Here is a 22,224-nt window from a genome sequence, read left to right on the forward strand (position 1 = left end):
TCTAATTGACAAACATTAGGCTGTCAACAGTTTAAGAACAGCCATATCAAAGTTGGCAAAGGAAAACTGAAATCCATTTTTAAGCAATTTTTGAGGATAAACATTCCGGCTTTTGAGTAACAACTCTGTTTCTGTTTTTAAAAATATTGAGGCTATCTCCAACTGCCAGACAGGAGCATCCAGCCCAAAGGAGACATTGAACTGTTTTCTTAGTTTTCTCATCATTATTTCATTAGAGACAGGTTCCGGAGCAGTGATATTAATGGCTCCTGAGATATCCTTATGATTAATAATCCATTCTACTGCTCTGCAGAAATCATCGATATGAACCCAGCTTACCATCTGATTCCCTTTCCCTTGTTTTCCACCTAAGCCTACTCTTGTAATCATCTTTAGTTTTGGGAAAGCCCCACCATTATTTCCCAGCACAATAGAAGTTCGTAATGCTACTTTTCTTACATTTTCATTTTTTATTTTAAAAAATTCTTCTTCCCAACTCTTACAAATATTCATAGAAAAGTCATCTCCTATGATCCCGTTTTCCTCGGTATTCAAATGTTTTTCCGAGTGCACATAAATGGTTGCAGAACTTGCATTGAGCCAGATTTTTGGTTTGTCGTGACAAGCATCAATGGCTTCCTGCAAAACTCTTGTACTGTCAATTCGGGAAGAATAAATCTCCTGTTTATTTTTATCATGATATCGGCAATCCACAGATTTTCCGGTAAGATTAATCAGTACATCTGAGTTTTCAAGGATACTGTTCCATTCTCCTGTTGTTTTGGCATTCCAGTAGATTTCGTTTTTACGTTTCGGGCGACGGGTCAGGATGTCAACCTTATTTCCTTTTTCTGTAAAATACTTTTCTAAGTTTTCACCCAGAAATCCGGTGCCTCCGGCTATAATTATTTTCATTTTTATGAGTTTAAGATTATTAATGCCATGGTTTGTTTTATCATCTCAACGTTTCAATCTATTAAAAATATTTCTACTTCTCTGTGTATCCAGTTCTAACAGAAAACAATTAATTTCAATTTACATTTTTCTTTGTTCTCACTTCAATTTCAGAGCCTTCTGCCAACATTACTGAAACAGGCTCTTTGTGATTAAGACTTTCAAAATCCAGCCCGTAAACTTTAGTAAAATCAATTGTCACCTGATAATCTTTAACCCGATAGCAGTTCCATTGAGGATGACAGACTTCATATTCAGAGGTTGCATTTTCTTTTTTGGTGAACCCCCAATAATGTTCTGTAATAAACTCAAATTCTGAATCTGCTTCCATGGGTTGAGCTACATTTTCGGCTGTAACCCGGATGGAATGCCAACTCTTATCTTTCCATGAATACTGAATCAGTAATTCTTCTCCTTTTTCATGGATCAGATTTCTCATAGGCAGAGTATGATAGTTTTCTTTGTATACGGAATTGGCTATAAAGCTTAATGCCGGCCTGGGAACTATTTCTTTAATAAAGACCACTCCCCTTTTCCAGGTTCCGTTTTCTTTTTTCTTCACATAAAATCTCAGATTCACCTCTTCAAAATTACGGTGAAAAGGAATTGGAAAACCTAATAATCTGGTGTTTAAAAACATAAATCCTACCAGGCTCACATAGCATTTACCTTTATAGAAATCCAGTTCTGTACCTTTTGGCAAATATTTCAACAAAATATCGGGATTGATTTCGTAATTGATGATGGCTAATTTTCGCCATTCGGCTTTTAAAAAGTTCATAAGAGGGTTGTTTTTTGATAATTTGATAGAATTACATTCTTTTCTAGTCTAAATTGCCTTTTTGGAGCTTGCTAAGGATTCTGCAGTGGTTTTTATTAATTTGTTTCTTTCTATCAGGAATGTTTTAAGATAGCCGGCGAGAAAAAGGGTATTGAAAATTTTCCCTATAATACCCAGTGGTGATTCAAATTCAAAAATATCGATCATGAGAGTTTTACCCTTTATTTCTTTAAAAATATGTTGATGCCGGAGAGATGTAAAGGCTCCTTTCTGCATTTCATCTGTAAATCGGTATGGCTTTTCCATACTGATAATTTTAGTTGTAAGGGTTTGATAAATACCTAGATGTTTTGCTCTCCAGGTTACGGTTTCATTGTTTTCAATTAACCCTGAGGTACGGCCTGCAATTGCTTTTTCATCCGTTCGGGAGGTGGACTGTTGATGCAAATCTATGTTTCTTGCCAAATCAAAAACAATTTCTCTATCGGCATTAATGAAGGTTTCTAAATAAATTACTGACATATAAGTTTAGTTATGCGTTAACATGATAACAATTACCACCAGTACTGTAAACCTGAAAATCATCCATGACATGGTAGGAAGATAGTTTAATTTTAAAATCCTACACCTTCTGATATGTTCTAAAAACATGATAAAAACAACCGTTCCGAAGTAAATCAAATAGAAAGCAGGTGAAAAATCAGTAAACAAAGTTGGCACCAGAAGAAGCGTTCCGAGTAAAGAAACCGTCATCATATTTCCCAGATAGTCCCAGATTTTATCTTTTAAATAAGTTTGTAGGAAAATAATCTGCCACAGGATCTGCCCAAAACAAACAGATAGTTCTCTTCCAAAATTCCGTTCTAAGCCCACTCCTAATTTTGCAGAGAAGACACTTAAAATATATGCAGAGAAAAAAACGACAAAGCCTATATAAGCGAGCCTGTATTTCAAATTAAAATCAGGAATACAAGATTGCCCGGTATCATCTTTTTTTGAAGGGATCATCTGCTTGCGGTTATAAGAAACAAAAGAATAGAGCCTTTTGAAAAACCAGTACAAAGGTTGAATTCTGGCTATTTTTTCTAATAAAGGAAATGAATTTCCTATGATCAGAAGCAGGCTGTCTAAACCATAAACTACCTTATTGTTCTTATAATCAACCAGGGCAATTTCATTTTTTGCCCGGTGAAAGTCGATCAGCCTTTTGTTCTGAGCTGATAATTCGGTAAAAGCCTCCCTTCCCTCCTGATCCAGCATTCCGCATTGGGTAAAGCCTTTAGAGTACAAGTTACACATCGGACATTCGTTGTCGTAGATGAGCGTGTGATTTTTTAAAGCTTTCATAACTCATGTGTTTTATATGATTCGTATATTTTATAACAATCGCAAACGTACATAATAGCCATCACCGGACTGTACAACAAAGCTCCTATCAAAATGTACCCAAAGAAAATACTAATATCTTTGTTAGGATTAAATTGATAAAGCACCAGTAAAGAAATCCAAACCGGTATAATAACGACTCCATAAATGATATAAGCAACAGATTTCTTTGATAGAAAGAACAATCTGATCAAAAAACTGATCAATTGCGGAATACCCACAATGAAATAAAATCCCATCAATCCCCATCGTTCTACTTCAAGGATTGAAATAAGAGTTCCTGTGATAATGATCATCAACTGAAGGTAGTAGTCATATTTTACAAATTCTTTCATGGTAATTATTATTTAGCGGGTTCTTTTTCTTCCGAAATACAAAATCAGAAATAAATGGATGATTAAATTTTTCATAATTACTATTTATTTAAAATTTTCAGAAATAATTGAAAATTCATCAGAAATAAAAAAGGATTTAAATCTCCTTTTTATAACTTATTATTATTCAAATAATCTTTCAGATGACTCCAAATCCTAAATCGACATGTATTATCAATCATCGTATCGGATTTTCCTCTATAGGATAAAACATAAGTATCTATCGTTGTACATCCTCCGTTTTTGGGAATTTGTCTCATTGCATTCTCTGTATTTACAAAATAGGACCAAACTTTTTCATCAACTTTCTTTGGCTGTCCTTTATATTGAATGAAATAATCATTTCCATTATTGGACAGTATAATTGAATCATCATCATGGTGAAAACAACCACTTGAATTATAGACCCATTTAACACGATCATTTTTAAGATTTTCAATCACTAAATTTTTAAGTCTTTCAGGACTGCGATCCGGGTTAACGCTTATTCTGTAAATTCCGGAATCATCAACCTGTATTACCTCTTTAATTTCCTTCCCAAAAATACTTTCATAAACGAATGAATACCGTCCCTTCCTGATGCTGTCTATCTTGATATTCTCATCTAAAGAACGTATTGGCTCTTTAGATCCAATTTTTTTAAACAGTGTATCGTTTTTATAAATTATAAGCTGATTTAAGTTGTAATTTACACCCACTCTGTCCGTATTTTCAATATGAATATCAAAGCTTGCACTTTCATTCTTCCGGCAACTGATTGCGGATATTAAAACCCATATTAAAAATAGTCTCTTCATTACTGTAAAGATTATTTCAACAAGTTGGTAATCTTCCCTACCAGCCAGTGATCATCACTTTTAATCGCCAGATCCATAATATTGTTGATCTTCCCGGTTACAGAACTGAAGTCATTCATCAATTTGATAAACTCCTGTGCTTCTTCAGAATCTTTATCTTCGATATCTCTAAGTTCTTCTAAAAATGAAATGACTGGTTCTATTTCTCTTTTTCTACGTTCCTTGGTGATTTGTTTAAAAAGATACCATACATCTTTTTCTGCCACGAAATATTCTTTTCGGTCTCCCTTGATGAATTCTTTTTTCACAATTCCCCAATCGATTAAAGCACGAAGGTTCATATTGGCATTTCCTCGCGAAATTTCCAGTTGCTCCATCACCTCGTCCGTAGAAAGCGGTTGACCACTTGCCAAAAGCAAAGCATGCACCTGTGCCATCGTGCGGTTGATTCCCCAATTGGTAGCAAACGTTCCCCAGGTTTGAATGTATTTTTCTTTGGCTTCTGAAAGTTGCATCGCTTTTGTTTTTTAGATTTCTATGACAAATATAATTATATTTTTTGAATTTTCAATAATTTTTGAAAATTATATTTAATAATTTTAACTTGTTTGAACAACAGGGAAGTTTACCTGATATTTTCTAACTAATCAGTGTAATTGTAAAGATAATTGTTTTTCTAAACTAAAACCACTGGCATTGCAGTGGTTTTAAACTTGTCAACTCAAAGTCAGATGACTTTTCCAGCAAAAGCAAAAGCCCCATCAGTTGGCATATTCTAAATAATTAAATATTATCTTTAGTTTTAATAGTTACCGAAGTAAAATAGAATACAACTATTCCCATGATTAACATTATGAAAGGTATAACATAAATTCTTATATCAAAAAATTGGTAATCATATGATGCATCTTTTAAAAGCTTTCCTAAAAGTTGCATTATTGGGGCAATTATTAAAAATATCAAACTCCAGATTTTTAATAATAACTTAATTTTTGAAAATTTAATAAAAACTAATATTAATAAAAGCAATTGAATTCCTATTGGAAATAAAATGGACCAATCACTACTCACATAAATAGAATATAGATTAAACAACAGAAGTCCAGAAAGTAATATTATTAAGAAATAATAAAAAACTATGGATTTAAATTCAGATTTATTCATTTAATTTTTTTGTCTTTTTATCAATTACACTTTCAGCAGATTTTGAAACGACAGTTGCACTTCCTCCAATTACAGTTTCATGAATTGCCTTTTCAGTTTTTGTCATTGAAGGATTTAATTTAAATGTTTTATTAAGTAAACCTTCCCCCATTTTGCCAATACCAGTACTTATAATTTTTTTTGAGCCTTCTATCATTACATCAGAATATTTGCCGTCTGAAAAATCAACTCCAAACTTTATTCCCCATCCAAAATTAGATACTGCTTCAGCAGGTGGTATTAATGCTAACGAAGCTCCCTCCGTGGCTGGCGCTGCAAGAAGTGCTGCACTAGAAGTGTATTCTCCTCCTTTATCTAATACTTCACCTAAAGCATAAGCACTTCCTTTCATAGTTTCTGAAAGACCACGTCCCATTTGACCAAGTGCAGCAGATTTTCCTGCCAATCTGTCCAACATCATTATTTCTCTAGAATCAATATTCCTTTGTATTGCCATTTCTCTTTTAATGTTAAATTTTTCATTAAAAAAGTTGGTAACTCCACTAAAAAATGTTTTTAATCCATTTGTTGTTCTATCTAACAAGGGAGTTTCTTCATTTACTTTCTTAGGCTCTAATCCTTCCAATTCTCTTGCATCAACTACACGGTTACCACTAAAGGCAAAAGGTGACCAGGTGTGATAGGTTTCTGCTAGTGGATCCACGTTGAAGAACCTTCCCATTGCAGAATCATAATTTCTCCACCTATAAGAACTCCAACCTGTTTCTCTTTGTTTTTCCTGTCCCTGCGAAGAATAGGTATAATTCGGTGTTATTGAATTGGAAGTACTTAATTCTCCTCCAAACTCTAATCCAAAAGGATAATAATGGGTAGTTCTGTCTATTTTGAGGTTTCCGGAAGCATCTTTGTAATACGCTAATCTGATGTTTCCTAGCTGATCTGTATAATTGTGAAGATAGAGATTATTTTCACCAACACATTTGAAACACGGGGTATGATTCTCAGCATTTTAAGCAGATTTTTTTTATTTTTTTATCCTCTAACTACTAAAATATCATGTCAAAAATTTAGATTTTCCTTTAATATTTAAAAATATAGCGCTGGTTTTTGACGCTATACTTTATTACTAACATATTTGAAACATCACCTTGACCACACAATATTTTAATTGTCTACATAGTATTTGTTTGAAAATCTGACAATCCATTCCTGATTAGAATCGTAAAATACATATACTAATTTATATCGTTTTTTTATTCTAATATCAAAGCAACTCCCGTTTTCCTTTTCTATTTTTAATATGGGAAGAGTTTTATCTTTGCTATAATTATAAGCAAAATTTTTATCAGATTTCCCAGAGGTTTCCTTTGTTAATACTTCTCCATTAAACTTCTGTTTACCATTTATATATCCTTTAATTTTATCATTAAAATCATTCATAAAAAATACAATAACTAGCTCTTTATTCTTTGCCATTACTCCTTTTGCTTTGCTATTGTCGTATTGGACAGTAATTTTATTTTGGCAAGAAAGGCTATTGACTAATTGTTTTTGTTGTACGCAAGAGATTAATAAAAATGAGAATCCTAATAATATTAATAGCTTCTTCATAGTAAAAATTATTTAGGTTGTTGAGATTGAATTAATTCATCCATTTTTTTAAATTGGCTTGCAGTAACCTTTGTACCACTTGAAGATGGGTTAATTTTATTTGCATCAGAGTTCATCAAATTACTCGTTACTGTAGATATTTTAACTCCAGTTGCTCCTTGTTTTACATCCGCAACCTCTTGTTTTGGGTCGAAAGGATGCCTAAGTCCTACCGTATGACCTGCTTCATGATTAAAAGACCTTGTTATATCACTAGCCCCTCTTTTTTCTCCATCGTTAGAAGCCGCAACAGTAAAACCATTCTTTTGTGAATCTCCTAATGTATCAGTAACCCCACCTTTAAAAGCAACCCCCACTTCATTTCCATCAGCATCTTTTACGATAGTTCCTTTTTCATCAACTACATTAGCTTTAATTGTTGCTTTGTCTGACACCACTAAACTTGCTTTTGCACCATCTGCACCATAAGTTTTTGAGAAGTCGGTTTTAATAGATTCTACTAACTTATTAAATTGCTTATCATTAAGTTTAGTACTACTATTGGTAATAGAAACTGTAAGTTGTCTACTTGTAATTACTCCCTGATCATTTTTAACATTAGCCCATTCCAACCCTTCCAATTCCCTACCGTCAACAACCCTGTTCTCTGAGAAGTTATAATGAGACTGATACGCATACTTTTCACTTAAAGGATCTACATTGAAGAACCTTCCCATCGCAGCATCATAATTCCTCCATCGGTAAGAACTCCATCCTGTTTCTCTTTGTTTCTCCTGCCCCTGGGAAGAATAGGTATAATTGGGGGTTATTGAATTAGAAGTGCTTAATTCACCTCCAAACTCTAATCCAAATGGATAATAATGGGTAGCTCTGTCTATCCTTACATTTCCGGAAGCATCTTTGTAATACGCTAATCTGATGTTTCCTAAATGACCGATGTAGTGATAAACAAACTGGTTTATATCTAAAAAGACTCGTCACTAACTCTGATACATGAGGAATGATTCTCAGTAAATTAAGCTCTATTCTATCAAAAATCATAAGGGCAAGGATTCATACCTCTATGACATGATATTCTGTTCTACTGATTTTCAATTAGTTAATTATTAAAATAACAGAATAAATAACTTTGGAACATGACCAGAGTAATCTTATTTTTACAAAAGCTGTTTTTAATCACTTTATTTTAATGTGCACAAAAGAGTGGTAAAATAAATATTACTGCAAGCAAATTCTTCATTTTAGATTCTTTTTTCTAAAATTTAGACACTTTTATTCATGTCTTAATTAATCCTTAACTCATTGGAAAATCTTACAATCCATTTATTTTGGTAATAAAAAAAATACATTACTCTATATTTCTTATCAAGTGTTAAATTTAAACATGTATTACTATCAATTCCTTGAATATCCATAATGTATTCATTCTTACCATCCATTTTATACATTATCCTGTCTGAATAATCATCAGGTCTTTTATCATTTGTAATTACTTGTTTATTAAATATTTCATTCTGATTAACTTTTATTTTTATTTTATCATTAAAATGACTTTCAAAATAAATTAGAAAATAATTTTTATCTCTTTCTTTCTGAGGAAGTAAATATTTTCCTGATCTAATATATTGGATTTCAAACTCATTACCACAAGTGCTTTTTTGTGTTAATTGTTTATAGCCTTTACACCCACATATTGAGCACATTACTATAAAAACATAGATACATTTTTTCATAATTATTTAGGTTGTTGAGATTGTATTGTTTCATCCATCTTTTTAAATTGTCCAGGCGTTAAGTTACTTCCTGCATTTTGTTTATAATCAAAAACAGGATTCGCCCCTGAATTTAAAAGATTTCCTTTTATTGTTTTTGGTGAAACATTTTTTGATCCCTGATTAATGTCAGAAACTTTATCCCTGTTTTCCCATGGGTGATCTAATCCTGCAGAATGTGCTGCTTCATGATTGAAGGATCTTGTGATACCATTATTTTCTCTTTTAGAGCCATCAACTGTAGTAGTAACTGTAAAATTGTTTTTTTGAGTTTCTCCTAAAGTTGCGGTAACTCCTCCTTTAAATGTGGAAAATTCTTCTCCATTTTCATTAGTTATAGTTACGCTTTTTTCATTTACAGCTTCAACTTTCATGGTTGCTTTATCTGATACTATTAATTCGGCTTTTGCTCCATCCGCACTAAAGGTCTTAGAAAAAGCTGTCTTAATAGATTCCACGACCTTATTAAATTGTTTATCATTAAGGTTAGTATTATTAGTAATAGAAACTGTAAGTTGTCGGTTGGTAGTTACTCCTTGATCATTTTTAACATTAGCCCATTCTAAACCTTCTAACTCTCTACCATCAACCACTCTGTTCTCTGAGAAATTATAATGCGATTGATAAGCATATTTTTCACTTAAAGGATCTACATTGAAGAACCTTGCCATTGCAGCATCATAATTCCTCCATCTGTAAGAACTCCAACCTGTTTCCCTTTGTTTTTCCTGTCCTTGGGAAGAATAGGTATAATTCGGTGTTATTGAATTGGAAGTACTTAATTCCCCTCCAAACTCTAATCCAAATGGATAATAATGGGTAGCTCTGTCTATCCTTACATTTCCGGAAGCATCTTTGTAATACGCTAATCTGATGTTTCCTAACTGATCGGTATAATTGTAAATATAAGTATTCTTTTTAAAATCATAATACCCTTCCGGAGTGGGAATAAAACTTAATTCATCCTCAGAATATTGAAACCCATCCAGATAGTCTGTCTTTTCAATCGTTTCAATATCAGTTCTTCCTGCACCATAGGTATGGATTTTTCTTAATTTAATTCCTGCTGCATTGTACAGGTATTTTGTATTGACATAGTAAGTAGACGTAAAATCATGGGATACATATTCTTTGTCAAATTTGACATAGTTGGGAAGGTTGAGATAATTGTAATCAATCTGTAAGATTCCTTTATCAAAATGACTGGTCATATTTCCGTTGTTGTCATAGGTCATAGGAGAACCTGATGGACTGGGATAGCCTCCATAATTCCCGGACACATCATCTACCTTATTAAGCCTGTTTCCGGTATAGGTATAATTGAGGTTATCCATTAACTCCACGCTTAAGTTTTCTATAAACCTGTTTCTTTTAAGATTCAGGATATTTCCGTTCACATCATAGCTTAGGGTTTCATTGTAGTAATTATTTTGAGGAACAGTCGCATTCGGTTCAGAATAAATTCCGCTTTTTAACCTTTCCAGGCTGTCATACTGATAATTATAGCGCCTGAGTTTTCCGTTATCAGCACTTACCCAGTCTATCTCAGCAATATTCCCGTTGTATTTTCCTGTAGAGACATTGAAGTAGACAGGATTCTGGTATTTGATTTCATAGGCAAAAAGCTTCCCGCTTAAATTAGAAGGGTCATTGACCCTGGTCAGCCATCCCCTGATATTATAGGCCATATCTACAGACTGTAATGGAGTGCCTGTGGTATTTCCTGTCTTTTTATTAATGAGCTGACCTATTTCATTGTAAGTGTTTTGAGTCAGAACTTCAACAGGATTACTGTCTACCTGATGTTTGTGTACAAGTAACCTGTTTTGATGATCATATTCGAAATTTTCCGTGATTACTCTTTCTGTATCTGTATTCAGCCGTTTATGTCTGGTCACCACCATTTGTGGAGTTCCTGCAAAATCCAGTTTTGATTCTGTTTGAGTATAACCACCTAAATGATTGATGGAATAGGATCCTATAACCCTTCCTTTGTTATCATAGTAAGAATAATTTTTTGTCCAGTTATCATCTTCAATATTCTTCACCACACTCATAACAGGAAGTCCGTTGGTGCTTCTTCCGTCTGAAGAAAGTGTTGATGTTAAAATGCTTTCTCCCTGAATAGTTGATGGAAAGGAGGAATTAAAACTATAGCCGGGATAAGAATCATAATAATGTAAAGACAATAAAGTAACCCAGGTCGGAGATTTAGGATAGCTCCCTTCCGGATTATCATAGTATACCTCCATACCTTGCCTGTTGAAGAAAGGGGTGGAAATTCTGTTAACAGAGTTATTTCCCTGAAGGTCTGCCAAAGTTTGTTCTGTAGTCCTTTCACCCCCTGTACTGATTCCTGTAATCACTGCTCTTCCCAACTTATCGTATTTTGTATAAAGCCACTGTCCTTTAGCTTTTAAATTAGCGTCCCGGGTGGCTACCAGTCGGTCCTGTTTGTCATAGATCATGTATTCCCAGCCTTTTCCGGGAAGTTTTTTCTCTACCAGACGGTTCCTTCCATCGTAACGGTACTGATAGCACAATTCATCGTGTTTTGCAGTATTAGCTACAATATCACCTCTGACACTGGCTAAAGGAGGGATTACAAAAGCCAATTGATTATATTCATTATAAACATAATAAGTACTGCTACCATCTTCTTTTTTAACCATAATGGTCTGCCCCTGTCCATTTTTAAATTCTGTGGTTTTGTTTCCGTCTTCGTCGGTGACTGTATTTTTATAGAGTTGCCCGTCGGTATAGAGCCAGTTTTCTGCAAGATCAGATTTCGTAGCGCCATCTACCCAGATAGTCGTGGTTGTGAACTTTCGTACTCCATCTGCTACAGTATTGGCTTCATATCCAAAGTTGACCGGCTTACTGCTCCAGTCGTTTCCCACCTGAATCTGCTGTTTAATTCTGTCGAGGGGTGAATTTTCCAATACTTTTTCAGAGAATATTTTTTCATTACCATAGACGGAAGATGCATTCCCCAATGGAGAGGCATAGAAGGTTCCGTTCTGAGTTCCTTGCTGGGGAATTGGAAGGTAGTCTTTGATCTGCCTTCCAAACTGATCATATTCGATGTGAGTTACCACATCTTTTCCCTGGGGAGTAGCTTTTATACTGATGACTTGTTTAGGTCTTCCCAAACCATCAAAATATTGGACAGTTTCTGAAGATTTTGTAACCTGAGTTCCATTATAATCGAGATATGTTTTAGTTTGTATATAGTTTTCTGTGTTAGGAAGTGGGCTAAGCTGTGCCTTGATAAGCCCTGTAAACAGAAAGATTCCTATAGGAGTTATTATTCTTTTCATCTCTTGTTAGTTTTTGTAGTTGTATTTAAACTCTTTTACCAGCTTCCCAGTTTTGGAATCCTCTCTTACCTCTTTTAATCGATTAGCAGTATCATAGATATAGACTTCTCTGATTCCTGAGGGTGGAGTAATACTGGTTACTCCAATTAAGGGATCATAAGTATAGGTTGTGATCTGATAAGCAGATAGATCAGCATTCCTTCTAAAGTTGTCTAATGCGATAATGAATGCGGGTTCATTAGCTGGATTAGAAGCATCAGAATCGGAAGCACTCACAATAGAAGAGACAAGGTTCTCAACTTGAGCATAGGTAGCACCTTCTACTTTAGCAATTGGCTGAGTGTTGTTATATCCCCAAACGATCGCTGTTGGAACTCCATTTCTGATCGTGTACTGTTGTAGGTTTCCTTTACTATCGTACTTGTCATAAGTGACTTCTGTAGATGGGGTATTGTCTAGAATGTTATAGGATACTGCTGAGCTTGGAAACAGATGAGCCGGATTATCGTACTTTGTTTCTGATCTTGAAATGGTTTTTCCAGTTGCTGTAGCATTTTCTTTTTTCACTATTGCCGTCTCCAAAGGAATACCAATTATATTGGCGTTAATCAACTTTTGATTGTTTTTCTCGGAAGCATACTTGTATTCTACTTCATTAATTATTCCATCAGCAAAAGTTGTTTTTTTCTTCCTTGGAAACTGATCGGAAGGAGTTTCATCGCCACCACTACCATATTCATATAGATCTACTCTTGTAATAAGTTGATTATTGATTTTTTCCGCTACTTCATGTCTTACAAGCCGGTTCCCTGCGACATTTACAGAGGAACTGGCAAAACCAAACATAGGAGCATACTCATTAATGGCTCTATTGATGGTGCACTGTTGATCCGGGGCTCCAGTATAGTACAGACTTGAAGCACAGTCAATCCATCTCGACATAAAAATTTCAAAAATTGTTTGTTGCTTGAAAAAGGCATAATTGCTTTGTTCAGAATAAATCATATTAAAGTTACCACTAGTACCTCTTTCATAAACTGATTTACCGATTAATTTGGAATTGTTATTCGCGCCTAGGTATACTTCTCTGTAGAGGAAGGAAGATAGATTACAGAGCATATTCCCTTTTAATGTGGTAAAAGATCCTCCTGGCATGGACAAATAATTAGCATCAATTTGAGGAACTGAATAATAGAATTCAGTTTTTCCTTTTTTTATTGAAGGCTCACTGGATGAAAATTTATATTCAGTTACTTTATTATAGTAAATGGGAAAAGAATAGGCTTCTGCCATACTCTCAATAGGTTCTGAGGTGTAAGTAGTTTCCCTGTAAAAACATAGATTAGGATCCCCTGAGCCCGGATCAATTATTCTGTAGCGAGCACTTTTAAAATCCCGTTCACTGGGATATATCATAAAGTATCCTATTCCATTCTCATCATCCCCATACTTATACTGTGTGTATAGTTCATTACCTGATCCATCCCCTGTATTAATTTGCCCTATGCGTAATCCTGGACCGTCAATAACCGGATTGCCATCCCTCTTTCCGCGATTAGGTTCATATATAAATTCTGAATATCCTTTAGTGGGATAGATAATTTTTTTAAGAGTTGTGTTTAGCTTGAATCCAAAAGAAGGATTCTTTACCCCTGGGGTCCCATAAGAACTACTCATATAGTTAGGACTTGAAAAATAGTTATCTACTTCAAACTTAGGGACACTGAAATTATTACTTTTATTATTCAAAAACCCCCACCAGTCTTTGTTTTTAAGAAAAATATTTTGTGCTAAATTATTTAAACGATAGGCAGGATCATCATAGTAAGAAAAGTGATAAACCTCAGACTGGTTACCTGCAGGATCCTGAAACCAGGTGCTGTTTAAAAGCTGAGAGTTATTATTTGATAGGTTTTCATTGGGAACACTTTGATAAGAGAAACCATTTTTGCGTAACAATGCTCCTGATCTATTAAAAAGATCCATTGAAGTTAATTTCATTTTTGAGTCATATACAAAAGCAATACGACCATTGGGAAAATCAATGGAACTGAGAGAACGCATCTTATAATTGCTTACAGAGGGAGTACCATAAACTTGATCTACTCGTACTCCCAAACCTGTTTGTGGTGGGAGACAGGAGGATCCTTGCATCGTCTGCCCTAAAGCCTGATATTGATCACTGATCTGAACTTCATCACGTACGATCCAGTTACCCACGATATCATTCGTGTTGCTCACCGGGATGATAGTATACTGAAATATTATTTCCTCCCCTTCTGAAGTCGTGATTTTAGATAAAAACCAAGAAGTGCTCTTCTCAGCTGTATATACAGTGTTATCTTCTCGGTCTGCAAAGGTATAAGCGGTACCATTTTCATCCGTTATTATTATTCCCCCATTATGAATGGTTCCTTTGTATGGCTCTCCATTAAGAAAAACGACACCCAGATCTGTTACAATAAATTTTCCAGACTTGTCTCCTACGGCAAATGAAAAAATATCATGCTGATTATTCAATGCCCCATTGTCTCCTTCCATATCTAATAATTTTTCAATTTTAGAGTAGTCACTTTGAGGGTTTAAGTCATTAAATTTAGGAATCGAAAAAGAATTAGGTATAGGATCAGTCCTCCCTTTGATTGTCCGGGAGGCATTCCCACTAGCATTAATAATCCACCCCAAACCAACTGGTGAATAATCAAGCTTAGCGCGTCTGCCCGATGCATGGTAACTCAAATTAATGGGAAAAGAAAATGTCTTAAGTTGTATAGTATATAATGGAACTTCTATTTGTATCAATCCCGTAGCGTTGCTTACCGGATATTCTCTATAACGAGTAAAAGCAGAAGCATTGGGTGAAGGAGGAACGGTATTATATACTTGTGGCCTATTTTGGGCAATAACAAATATAGGGAGCAGTAAAAAACTTAGTTTTGCAATTAAAAAAATGGATTTCATATATTAAATTAATATAAGTTCAACGTAATAAATTATTATAAATAAAAAAGATAGATCATTTATTCTTATAAGAACATTCACCTCTATACTCAACTCAATAGAAATAATGTATTTCTTCTGAAAGATTATTTTTACAGATCACTCATCACAATAATCAAGAATAAGAAATACAAAAGATAATTTTGTTTTCATTGTTTTCTTATTTCTTAATTAGTTTAGTGCTGGCTGTCTTATTCTCATTGGTCTTCACCGTAACTAAGTAAGCCCCATCAATTAAATTCTGAGTATTGATTTTTGTTACCTTATTCTTAGTTCTCAGGCTTTGTAACTGTCGTCCTCCCATATCGTAAAGGGTAATATCAGCCTCAAATCCTCGCCCCGAGCCTTTCGAAGGATCAAGCTCTATCTCCACATACGCATAATCAGATACCGGGTTCGGATAAATTTTAATATCCTGTTTTTCGATAAGCTGGTCAACCTGTTTGTCTCCTAGCTTTACAATCTTCCAGCTTTCCTTTCCGAGCTCATTTGCACTGGTTCCTGTAAGTACGACAGATCCGTCCCTGTTCAGCTTAAAATCTGAAAGCCTTTCCTCTCTTTTTTTGGATTCACCTTTAACATGTTTACGCCATTTTTCATTTCCCTGAGAATCAATATAGAGCAACCAAAACGTTTCATCATTTTCCTGTATTTTCCCTTCAGCCTGTGTATAACCACCGAGTAAAAGCCCCTTGGTCTCTGTATCATCGGCAGAATGAATGGCGTTCATTCCCATTAAAACATCACGATTCCCCAAATTATAAGACTTTTGCCACTGTTCATCTCCAAACTCATTGATCTGGATAAGCCAAATGTCTGATCCTCCTTTGGAATCGTCTTTTTTATCCAATCCTTTCCCGGAATAGCTGGTGCCGGAAAGAAGAAATTCCCCGTCCTGCGTGGTAACGGTGGCGGATAAATAATCATGGTTTCCTCCGGAGAAATATCTCTTCCACATCTCATTCCCTTGCTGGTCAAGTTTTATCAAATGAAAATCATAACCGTTGTTGAGCTTTTGGCTTTTGGCTGCTGGCGACTCGATTTTAGCCTGGATACTACTACCTGTGATAAGATATTGTCCGTCAATAGTTGTGGTAATCTGGCTTAGAAAGTCCTGCGTGGAGGACTTAATATCGCGTTGCCAAAGAACCTCTTGGGCATGGATGTTTAGTAAAGTGCTGAGGATTATTGCACCCATGTAGTTTTTTTTTCATATGCATTTGAATTTTTAATGGGGTTAAATCTAAAAAGATATTTTAGATATTGATATGGGGTTCTCCCCATATTTTAATGGGTAAATTGTATTTTTCTCATAAGCGTTTTTTTAAGTTTTTATTCTACTACAAAGCTAAAGCCGGGTAACGACAAAACATGTCGCATTATCTGAAAATAGAATAAGAGACATAGATTTTTTACATTTGTCTAAAACAATTTTGTTTTTTTCCTGCTAATGTTTGAAGGCTAATATATCAATTATTTCTTATTAGTGTGAAAAATTTTGGTTATAAATTCAATAACCTATGGTTATAAATTTGTACACATCAGATTCAACACATTGTAATGTTTTTTATATTGTATAAAATTTAATACAACAATACCTGGAACCAAAAACTGGCAAAACTCTGAACGAAAAGAGAATACTCATAGCAACAGGTACCCCATTTGCTACACATATCCCAGCCTGTTTATCCCAAATGGGAAACCGATACTTTCAGGCCGGGTCTAGTAAATGATCAGGTTATGCGAGATTTTTAAGGTAGAAATTAATAACATGCTGGAAGACGGCAGCATTATTATATCCAATAATACATTTGATTCCCGTTCTTCCAATGGTATCAGCAATGTCAACACCTCTCTGAGTCTTTGCTCAAAATTGTGTTTGTGTTTTCTATATTGAAATCATCTTTTTTCTATTGCAATTGTGTTGTCATATACTTTACTATGGATTTAATCCAAATACGTTTTCTTGCAAACAATGGAAGTAATACATAAATTCTCATCATGATTTTGTTGTGATTAAAAAAGGGAAAAGAAACCTACTGAAGAAATTTCTTTTTCCAGGTGTATAATGAATGATTATTAGTTTTTACAATTTGGGGGAATTATTTTTGAGGTAATTCTTTTTCAAGAAACTTTTTCAGCTTTCTTTTTTCTTTTTTTGATATATCCTTTGTTTCTACCACAACAACACCATTTTTCGCCTTTTCTGAATAAGACGTTTTTGTTTTCGGCGTTTTAATAATGGAAATATTTTCTATTTTTTTAGGGTCTAACTTTCTGAAATCTTCCAAATCCGAAACAACACCATCTACTACGATCAAAGGATTTGTATTTGCTTTTGAAGAATTTTGACAACTCATTGAAATATCCACTTTACCCGAACCTTCCATTCCTGAAATAGAGTTGACATTTATTCCGGGAGTAAGACCTCCTATTGAATTGGCAAGAGATTTCGTTCCCATCTGATTGGCTACTCCTGAGCTTGCAATAATCAGTTTATCAGGCTTTGTTTTTTTGCCATATGCTAAAATTTCGGGCTCATGTATTTGTGCTGCAAGATTAAACGGAGTACGTGAATAGGCTGTCTCTGCAGTATCCGGAACGATGTTTAAAGCGGAACGTCTCTTTTGGGATGCAATCTCCAAAGAACTTACTGTAACCGTTTTTTCTTTTTTAACTCCCACTGCGATCACTTCCTCGATGTTTTTTCTTCGTAAGGTGTCTTTTATTTTATTTTCTGCAATTGGCAATAGCTTCCCATTGAAAGGTTCTGTAGCATTCAATTTCTCTATATGAAAAGTCGATAAAGAAGTATACATGCGCCGAATTTTCCGGGAAGCCACCCTCATCGGAACAATCGGAATCACTTCTTTCCGGATATTGGCTCTTACGATACTATCCGTTTTTTGGATAGGTTCGGAAATATTCATTGAAGGATTTTCCGGAGAAATTGTTTTCTGAGCAATGATGGTTTGTTCTGTTCCCAGATCTCTTTTTTCATGAGTAAAATAAAAAATCCCACTCCCCACCGCCAGACTTGCTGCAATTCCGTAAGAGATCCAGACCGGAACAATCCTTTTCTTTTCCTGTTTCTGATCCAGCTTTTCTTCAACCTTACTCCAAACTTTATCAAAACCCGGAAAAGTTACAGGTTCCTCCAAAGCTCTAGAAGCCTCATTGAACGTTTTATCTATATGATTATTTTCCATTGATGTAAAGTTTAGATATTTTGATTGACCAAAAGTTCCTGAAGTTTTTTTCTTGCGAAATTGAGTTGAGACTTTGAGGTTCCTTCACTAATGGAAAGCATTACAGCAATTTCTTTGTGAGGGTAGCCTTCAATGGCAAAAAGATTAAAAATAGCCTTACAGCCTTCCGGAAGGAAGTTCAAAAGATTTAAAATATCTTTTTCCAATGAATGATTGTCACATGCAGAATCTGAAAAGGACACATGATTTTCTTCTAAAGAAATGTGCAGTTCTTTATTATTTCTTAATTTTTGTAAACATTCATTGACCACAATTTTCTTTGCCCATGCTTCAAATGTGTCAGGATTCTGAAGCTGATTGATTTTTGTAAAAATTTTATAAAAACTATCAGCCAGAGCTTCTTCAATATCTTCATCATTTTTCAGATAACGTTTGCAGACTGAATACAGTTTTCCTGCCATCTGTTCATAGAGCTTCCGCTGCGCATTACGATCATTCCGCTGACATTCTAATAGTAAATCTCGTTCCATAGTCAGGCTTTATACTTGTATAGATGCAAAAAATTTGAGGCAGGTTGGAAACATGTTAAACTTTTTTCTAAAATAGGGTAATTATGTGGAAATACAAAGTAAGAGAACAGGCCAAAAAGCAATACTTACCGGAGAAATAATTCAAAAAAATCACCACCCTGACTATGGTATAGATTGCCGTTCATATTTCTCTCTATTACAGATTATTTTAATCATAACCTTCCTTCCTTTATTCGCTTTATTCACTTTTTTAATAAAAAATTTTCATTTTAAATTTAACCTTTCCCTTTGTAACAAATCTCTACTATTAACGACTATTAATACAAATAATCTTTTTATAGTAATGAAAAATGCGAAAATGGCATCATTACTTTTTGTTTTGTCTGCAGGAAGTATGATGTTTGCCCAAGATGACTTAATCAACAAGTTAAAAAACAACCACTCACAAAATGCTAATTTTCAGTTCACAACGTTAAAAGACGTTGGTGCAACTTCTGTGAAGAATCAGGGTTCATCAGGAACTTGCTGGAGCTATTCAGGAAATTCTTTTCTTGAATCTGAGATGCAGAGGATGGGAAAAAAACCTGTAGATCTTGCTGAAATTTTTACCGCAAGGAATTCTTACCACGATAAAGCGAAGTTATATGTTTTAAATAGCGGAGCTATCAGTTGGGGAGACGGAGGAGAACTACACGATGTAATCAATATGTACAAAAAGTACGGAGCAGTTCCTCAGGATGTCTATTCAGGACTAAAGCCGGGGCAAACCACCAACAATTTCAAAGAAATGCAGGGGAAGTTAAAGCCTGTTTTGGATAGCCTTGTTCAGGCCTCTTCAAAAGGAAAGCTTACCGATAACTGGATGAATTCTGTAGATGCAATTCTTGATGAATATTTAGGAAAAGTACCTGCTAACTTTACGTATGAAGGAAAAAACTATACGCCAAAAACGTTTGCTAACGAAGTCGTAGGAATTAATGCTGATGATTATGTAGAATTATCTTCTTATAAAGATTATCCTTATTATCAGAAATTTGTAGTTCCTATTCCTGACAACTGGAGCCATGATTCAGACTGGAATGTTCCCATGAAAGACCTTACAGCTATCGTAGACAATGCAGTAACTAAAGGGTATTCTGTAGGCTGGGCAACGGACGTTTCAGAGCCTTATTTTTCTTACAAAAACGGAGTCGCTTATGTTCCGGATATGGATCTTGAACAAATTACTGCAGACAACAAGCAGACTTTGTTTACAGAGCCTAAAAAAGATAAAACAATCACTGAGGATATGCGTCAGAAAGCTCTTAACAACCTTTCTACAACGGATGACCATGGTATGCATATCGTAGGTTTGGCAAAAGATCAGACTGGTAAGGAATACTATATGGTAAAAAACTCATGGGGAGTAACGAATGACTTTGCAGGCTATCTTTATGTAACAAGACCGTATGTTGAATATAAGTCAACGGCTATTTTGGTTCACAAAAATGCTATTCCAAAAAATATTTTGAAACAGTTGAAACCAACTAAAAATATTGGTTTATAAGAAATCACTTCTGCCCTATAACAGGCAGTTTTAGATATTTAAATCTGTTAAAAACCCCGCTCAAGGAAATTCCGTGAGCGGGGTTATTTTTATTCTGGGTCTATTATCAAATCATTAGAAAAATAAATACAGGAAGTTTCAGATACTTCCTGAAATAGCAAATCAATGTGAAAAATTTCAACATTTCAAAATTACACTCAAATCATTGATACATTATTGAAAATACTACATTTACTATTACCTATAAACTATAAAATATGAAAAATCTTAAAAAAAATTAGCAAAACCAGATTTAAAGAAAATTAACGGAGGAAATGCTCCTGTATGTGAACCTGGATTCATCGCGTGCCGCTATAAGGCTCAGGATGGACTCCCACTCCCTGCTTACTGGCCTTGCGAACCATCTGAATACGGATGCAGATCTTAAAAATAAAACCGGCTTTCAGAAATTCTGAAAGCCGGTTTCTTAATAAATAGGTGAAAATTAAATATAAAATAAAGTGAATTATGATGAATGTAAATAGTTAATTTTGCTCTGTCCAATAAAATTATGCTGTAATAAAATAGGCTGCAAAGCAAGTTTACTATTCACCAGTCATATTAAAATAATACGCCCATACTTTCTGCTGAAAAGTCCAAAAGAGCTTCAGTATTGTTGTCTTTGATCTTCTGTACCCACTCGTAATCCTGTAAAATTGCGCGTCCCACAGCAACAAGATCAAATTCTTCTTTGTCAAGCCTTCTGATCAATTCTGTAAGGTCTGTTTTCTCTGTTCCCTGGCCAGCAAAAGCATTTAAGAAATCTCCGTTTAATCCTACAGATCCCACCGTAATAGTTGGTTGTCCGGTAATCTTTTTTGCCCAGCCTGCAAAGTTCAAGTCTGAACCTTCGAATTCAGGTTCCCAGAAGCGACGTTGTGAACAGTGGAAAATGTCTACTCCTGCCTCTTTTAATGGTAATAACCAATCTTCCATTTCATTCGGAGTCAATGCCAATTTGCTTTTATAATCCTGTTGTTTCCATTGTGAAAGACGGATAATAATCGTAAAATCCTCTCCAACTGCAGCTCTGATTGCTTTTACAACATCAACTGCAAACCGGCTTCTTTCCTTTAAGGTTTTACCCCCATATTCATCAGTTCTTGTATTGGTTACTTCCCAGAAAAACTGATCGATAAGATAACCGTGTGCTCCGTGAATTTCAAGACAATCAAATCCAAGATCTTTTGCTGACTTTGCAGAAGCTGCAAACTGAGCAATAGTATCCTGAATATCTTCAATGGTCATGGTGGAAGCTTTTTCCATTGGAACTAAAGGATAGTCCTCAGACATTCTTGTATCTCCAACGTGCCAGATCTGAGGTCCCATTTTCCCGCCATTCTGATGGACAGTATCGATTACATTTTTCCAACCTTGTAAGGCTTCATTACCATAAAAATCCGGAATATTCTGTAAGTTTTTTGATCCCGGTCTGTTGATCACAGTTCCTTCAGAAAGAATTAATCCTACTTCTGAAGCAGCTCTTCTTCCATAATAATCTGCAATGTTCTGTGTAGGAACTCCATTATCAGATTGTGCTCTGGTCATAGGAGCCATTACTATTCTATTTTTAAGCTGTAAATTCTTGTATTGAAACGGTTTAAATAATGAAGATGTACTCATTTTTAAATTTTGTTTTATAATTGTTACACAAAGTAACTAATAATAGTTCACTTTTGTATCTTTAATTAAAAAAATAGTGGTAACTTCGCAGTAACTTACATTAGTAACGTCAAAGTAA

Annotated in this window: 18 protein-coding genes; 1 reads left to right on the forward strand and 17 read right to left on the reverse strand. The window is 34.7% G+C overall.

From position 1 onward, the window contains the following. Positions 1 to 15: 15 nt before the first annotated feature. The 16 genes from C1631_RS06435 to C1631_RS06515 form a co-directional block, all read right to left on the reverse strand. Positions 16 to 915, reverse strand: coding sequence for a TIGR01777 family oxidoreductase (locus C1631_RS06435; RefSeq protein ID WP_109711187.1), 900 nt, complete (start codon positions 913 to 915; stop codon positions 16 to 18). A 115-nt stretch (positions 916 to 1,030) separates the two neighbouring features. Further along, positions 1,031 to 1,735 (reverse strand): YqjF family protein, encoded by a 705-nt coding sequence (locus C1631_RS06440; RefSeq protein WP_103249026.1) that lies wholly within the window; start codon positions 1,733 to 1,735, stop codon positions 1,031 to 1,033. Between the two features lie 48 nt (positions 1,736 to 1,783). Next, entirely contained in the window at positions 1,784 to 2,257 is a 474-nt protein-coding gene (locus C1631_RS06445) for an SRPBCC family protein (RefSeq protein ID WP_109711189.1), read from the reverse strand. Positions 2,258 to 2,263: 6 nt separating this feature from the next. Beyond that, a complete protein-coding gene (locus C1631_RS06450) occupies positions 2,264 to 3,082 on the reverse strand; it encodes a DCC1-like thiol-disulfide oxidoreductase family protein (protein ID WP_109711191.1) in 819 nt (272 codons plus the stop codon). After that, a complete protein-coding gene (locus C1631_RS06455; protein WP_103249023.1) occupies positions 3,079 to 3,456 on the reverse strand; it encodes a hypothetical protein in 378 nt (125 codons plus the stop codon). The genes C1631_RS06450 and C1631_RS06455 overlap by 4 nt, the downstream gene beginning before the upstream one ends. 149 nt (positions 3,457 to 3,605) lie before the next feature. Further along, positions 3,606 to 4,292 carry a hypothetical protein gene (locus tag C1631_RS06460; protein ID WP_103249022.1) on the reverse strand — a complete coding sequence of 229 codons (687 nt, stop codon included), beginning with the start codon at positions 4,290 to 4,292 and terminating at the stop codon, positions 3,606 to 3,608. A gap of 11 nt (positions 4,293 to 4,303) precedes the next feature. Then, complete coding sequence (locus C1631_RS06465; RefSeq protein ID WP_109711193.1) at positions 4,304 to 4,807, reverse strand: GbsR/MarR family transcriptional regulator; 504 nt, start codon at positions 4,805 to 4,807, stop codon at positions 4,304 to 4,306. 641 nt (positions 4,808 to 5,448) lie between these two features. Further along, positions 5,449 to 6,381: an RHS repeat domain-containing protein gene (locus tag C1631_RS06475; RefSeq protein ID WP_109711197.1), complete on the reverse strand. Its 933-nt coding sequence runs from the start codon at positions 6,379 to 6,381 to the stop codon at positions 5,449 to 5,451. Positions 6,382 to 6,620: 239 nt separating this feature from the next. Continuing rightward, positions 6,621 to 7,067 (reverse strand): hypothetical protein, encoded by a 447-nt coding sequence (locus C1631_RS06480; protein ID WP_109711199.1) that lies wholly within the window; start codon positions 7,065 to 7,067, stop codon positions 6,621 to 6,623. Between the two features lie 8 nt (positions 7,068 to 7,075). Further along, entirely contained in the window at positions 7,076 to 8,029 is a 954-nt protein-coding gene (locus tag C1631_RS06485; protein ID WP_109711201.1) for an RHS repeat-associated core domain-containing protein, read from the reverse strand. Positions 8,030 to 8,350: 321 nt separating this feature from the next. After that, complete coding sequence (locus C1631_RS06490) at positions 8,351 to 8,800, reverse strand: hypothetical protein (RefSeq protein WP_123966610.1); 450 nt, start codon at positions 8,798 to 8,800, stop codon at positions 8,351 to 8,353. Between the two features lie 2 nt (positions 8,801 to 8,802). Next, on the reverse strand, positions 8,803 to 12,159 hold the full coding sequence (locus tag C1631_RS06495) for a DUF6443 domain-containing protein (protein WP_109711204.1): 3,357 nt from the start codon (positions 12,157 to 12,159) through the stop codon (positions 8,803 to 8,805). A gap of 6 nt (positions 12,160 to 12,165) precedes the next feature. Continuing rightward, positions 12,166 to 15,120, reverse strand: coding sequence for a hypothetical protein (locus C1631_RS06500; protein WP_109711206.1), 2,955 nt, complete (start codon positions 15,118 to 15,120; stop codon positions 12,166 to 12,168). 199 nt (positions 15,121 to 15,319) lie between these two features. Continuing rightward, entirely contained in the window at positions 15,320 to 16,357 is a 1,038-nt protein-coding gene (locus C1631_RS06505; protein ID WP_109711208.1) for a T9SS type A sorting domain-containing protein, read from the reverse strand. 904 nt (positions 16,358 to 17,261) lie between these two features. Beyond that, positions 17,262 to 18,368: a TonB-dependent receptor plug domain-containing protein gene (locus C1631_RS06510; RefSeq protein ID WP_109711210.1), complete on the reverse strand. Its 1,107-nt coding sequence runs from the start codon at positions 18,366 to 18,368 to the stop codon at positions 17,262 to 17,264. Positions 18,369 to 18,379: 11 nt separating this feature from the next. Beyond that, on the reverse strand, positions 18,380 to 18,898 hold the full coding sequence (locus tag C1631_RS06515; protein ID WP_109711212.1) for an RNA polymerase sigma factor: 519 nt from the start codon (positions 18,896 to 18,898) through the stop codon (positions 18,380 to 18,382). 343 nt (positions 18,899 to 19,241) lie between these two features. Here C1631_RS06515 and C1631_RS06520 point away from each other — a divergent pair, with 343 nt between their 5' ends. Continuing rightward, on the forward strand, positions 19,242 to 20,444 hold the full coding sequence (locus C1631_RS06520) for a C1 family peptidase (protein ID WP_109711214.1): 1,203 nt from the start codon (positions 19,242 to 19,244) through the stop codon (positions 20,442 to 20,444). A 600-nt stretch (positions 20,445 to 21,044) separates the two neighbouring features. Here C1631_RS06520 and C1631_RS06525 read toward each other — a convergent pair. Beyond that, positions 21,045 to 22,106 carry an NADH:flavin oxidoreductase gene (locus tag C1631_RS06525; protein WP_109711216.1) on the reverse strand — a complete coding sequence of 354 codons (1,062 nt, stop codon included), beginning with the start codon at positions 22,104 to 22,106 and terminating at the stop codon, positions 21,045 to 21,047. Positions 22,107 to 22,224: the final 118 nt, after the last annotated feature.

The sequence above is a fragment of the Chryseobacterium phosphatilyticum genome (genome assembly GCF_002899825.2).
Lineage (GTDB): Bacteria > Bacteroidota > Bacteroidia > Flavobacteriales > Weeksellaceae > Chryseobacterium > Chryseobacterium phosphatilyticum.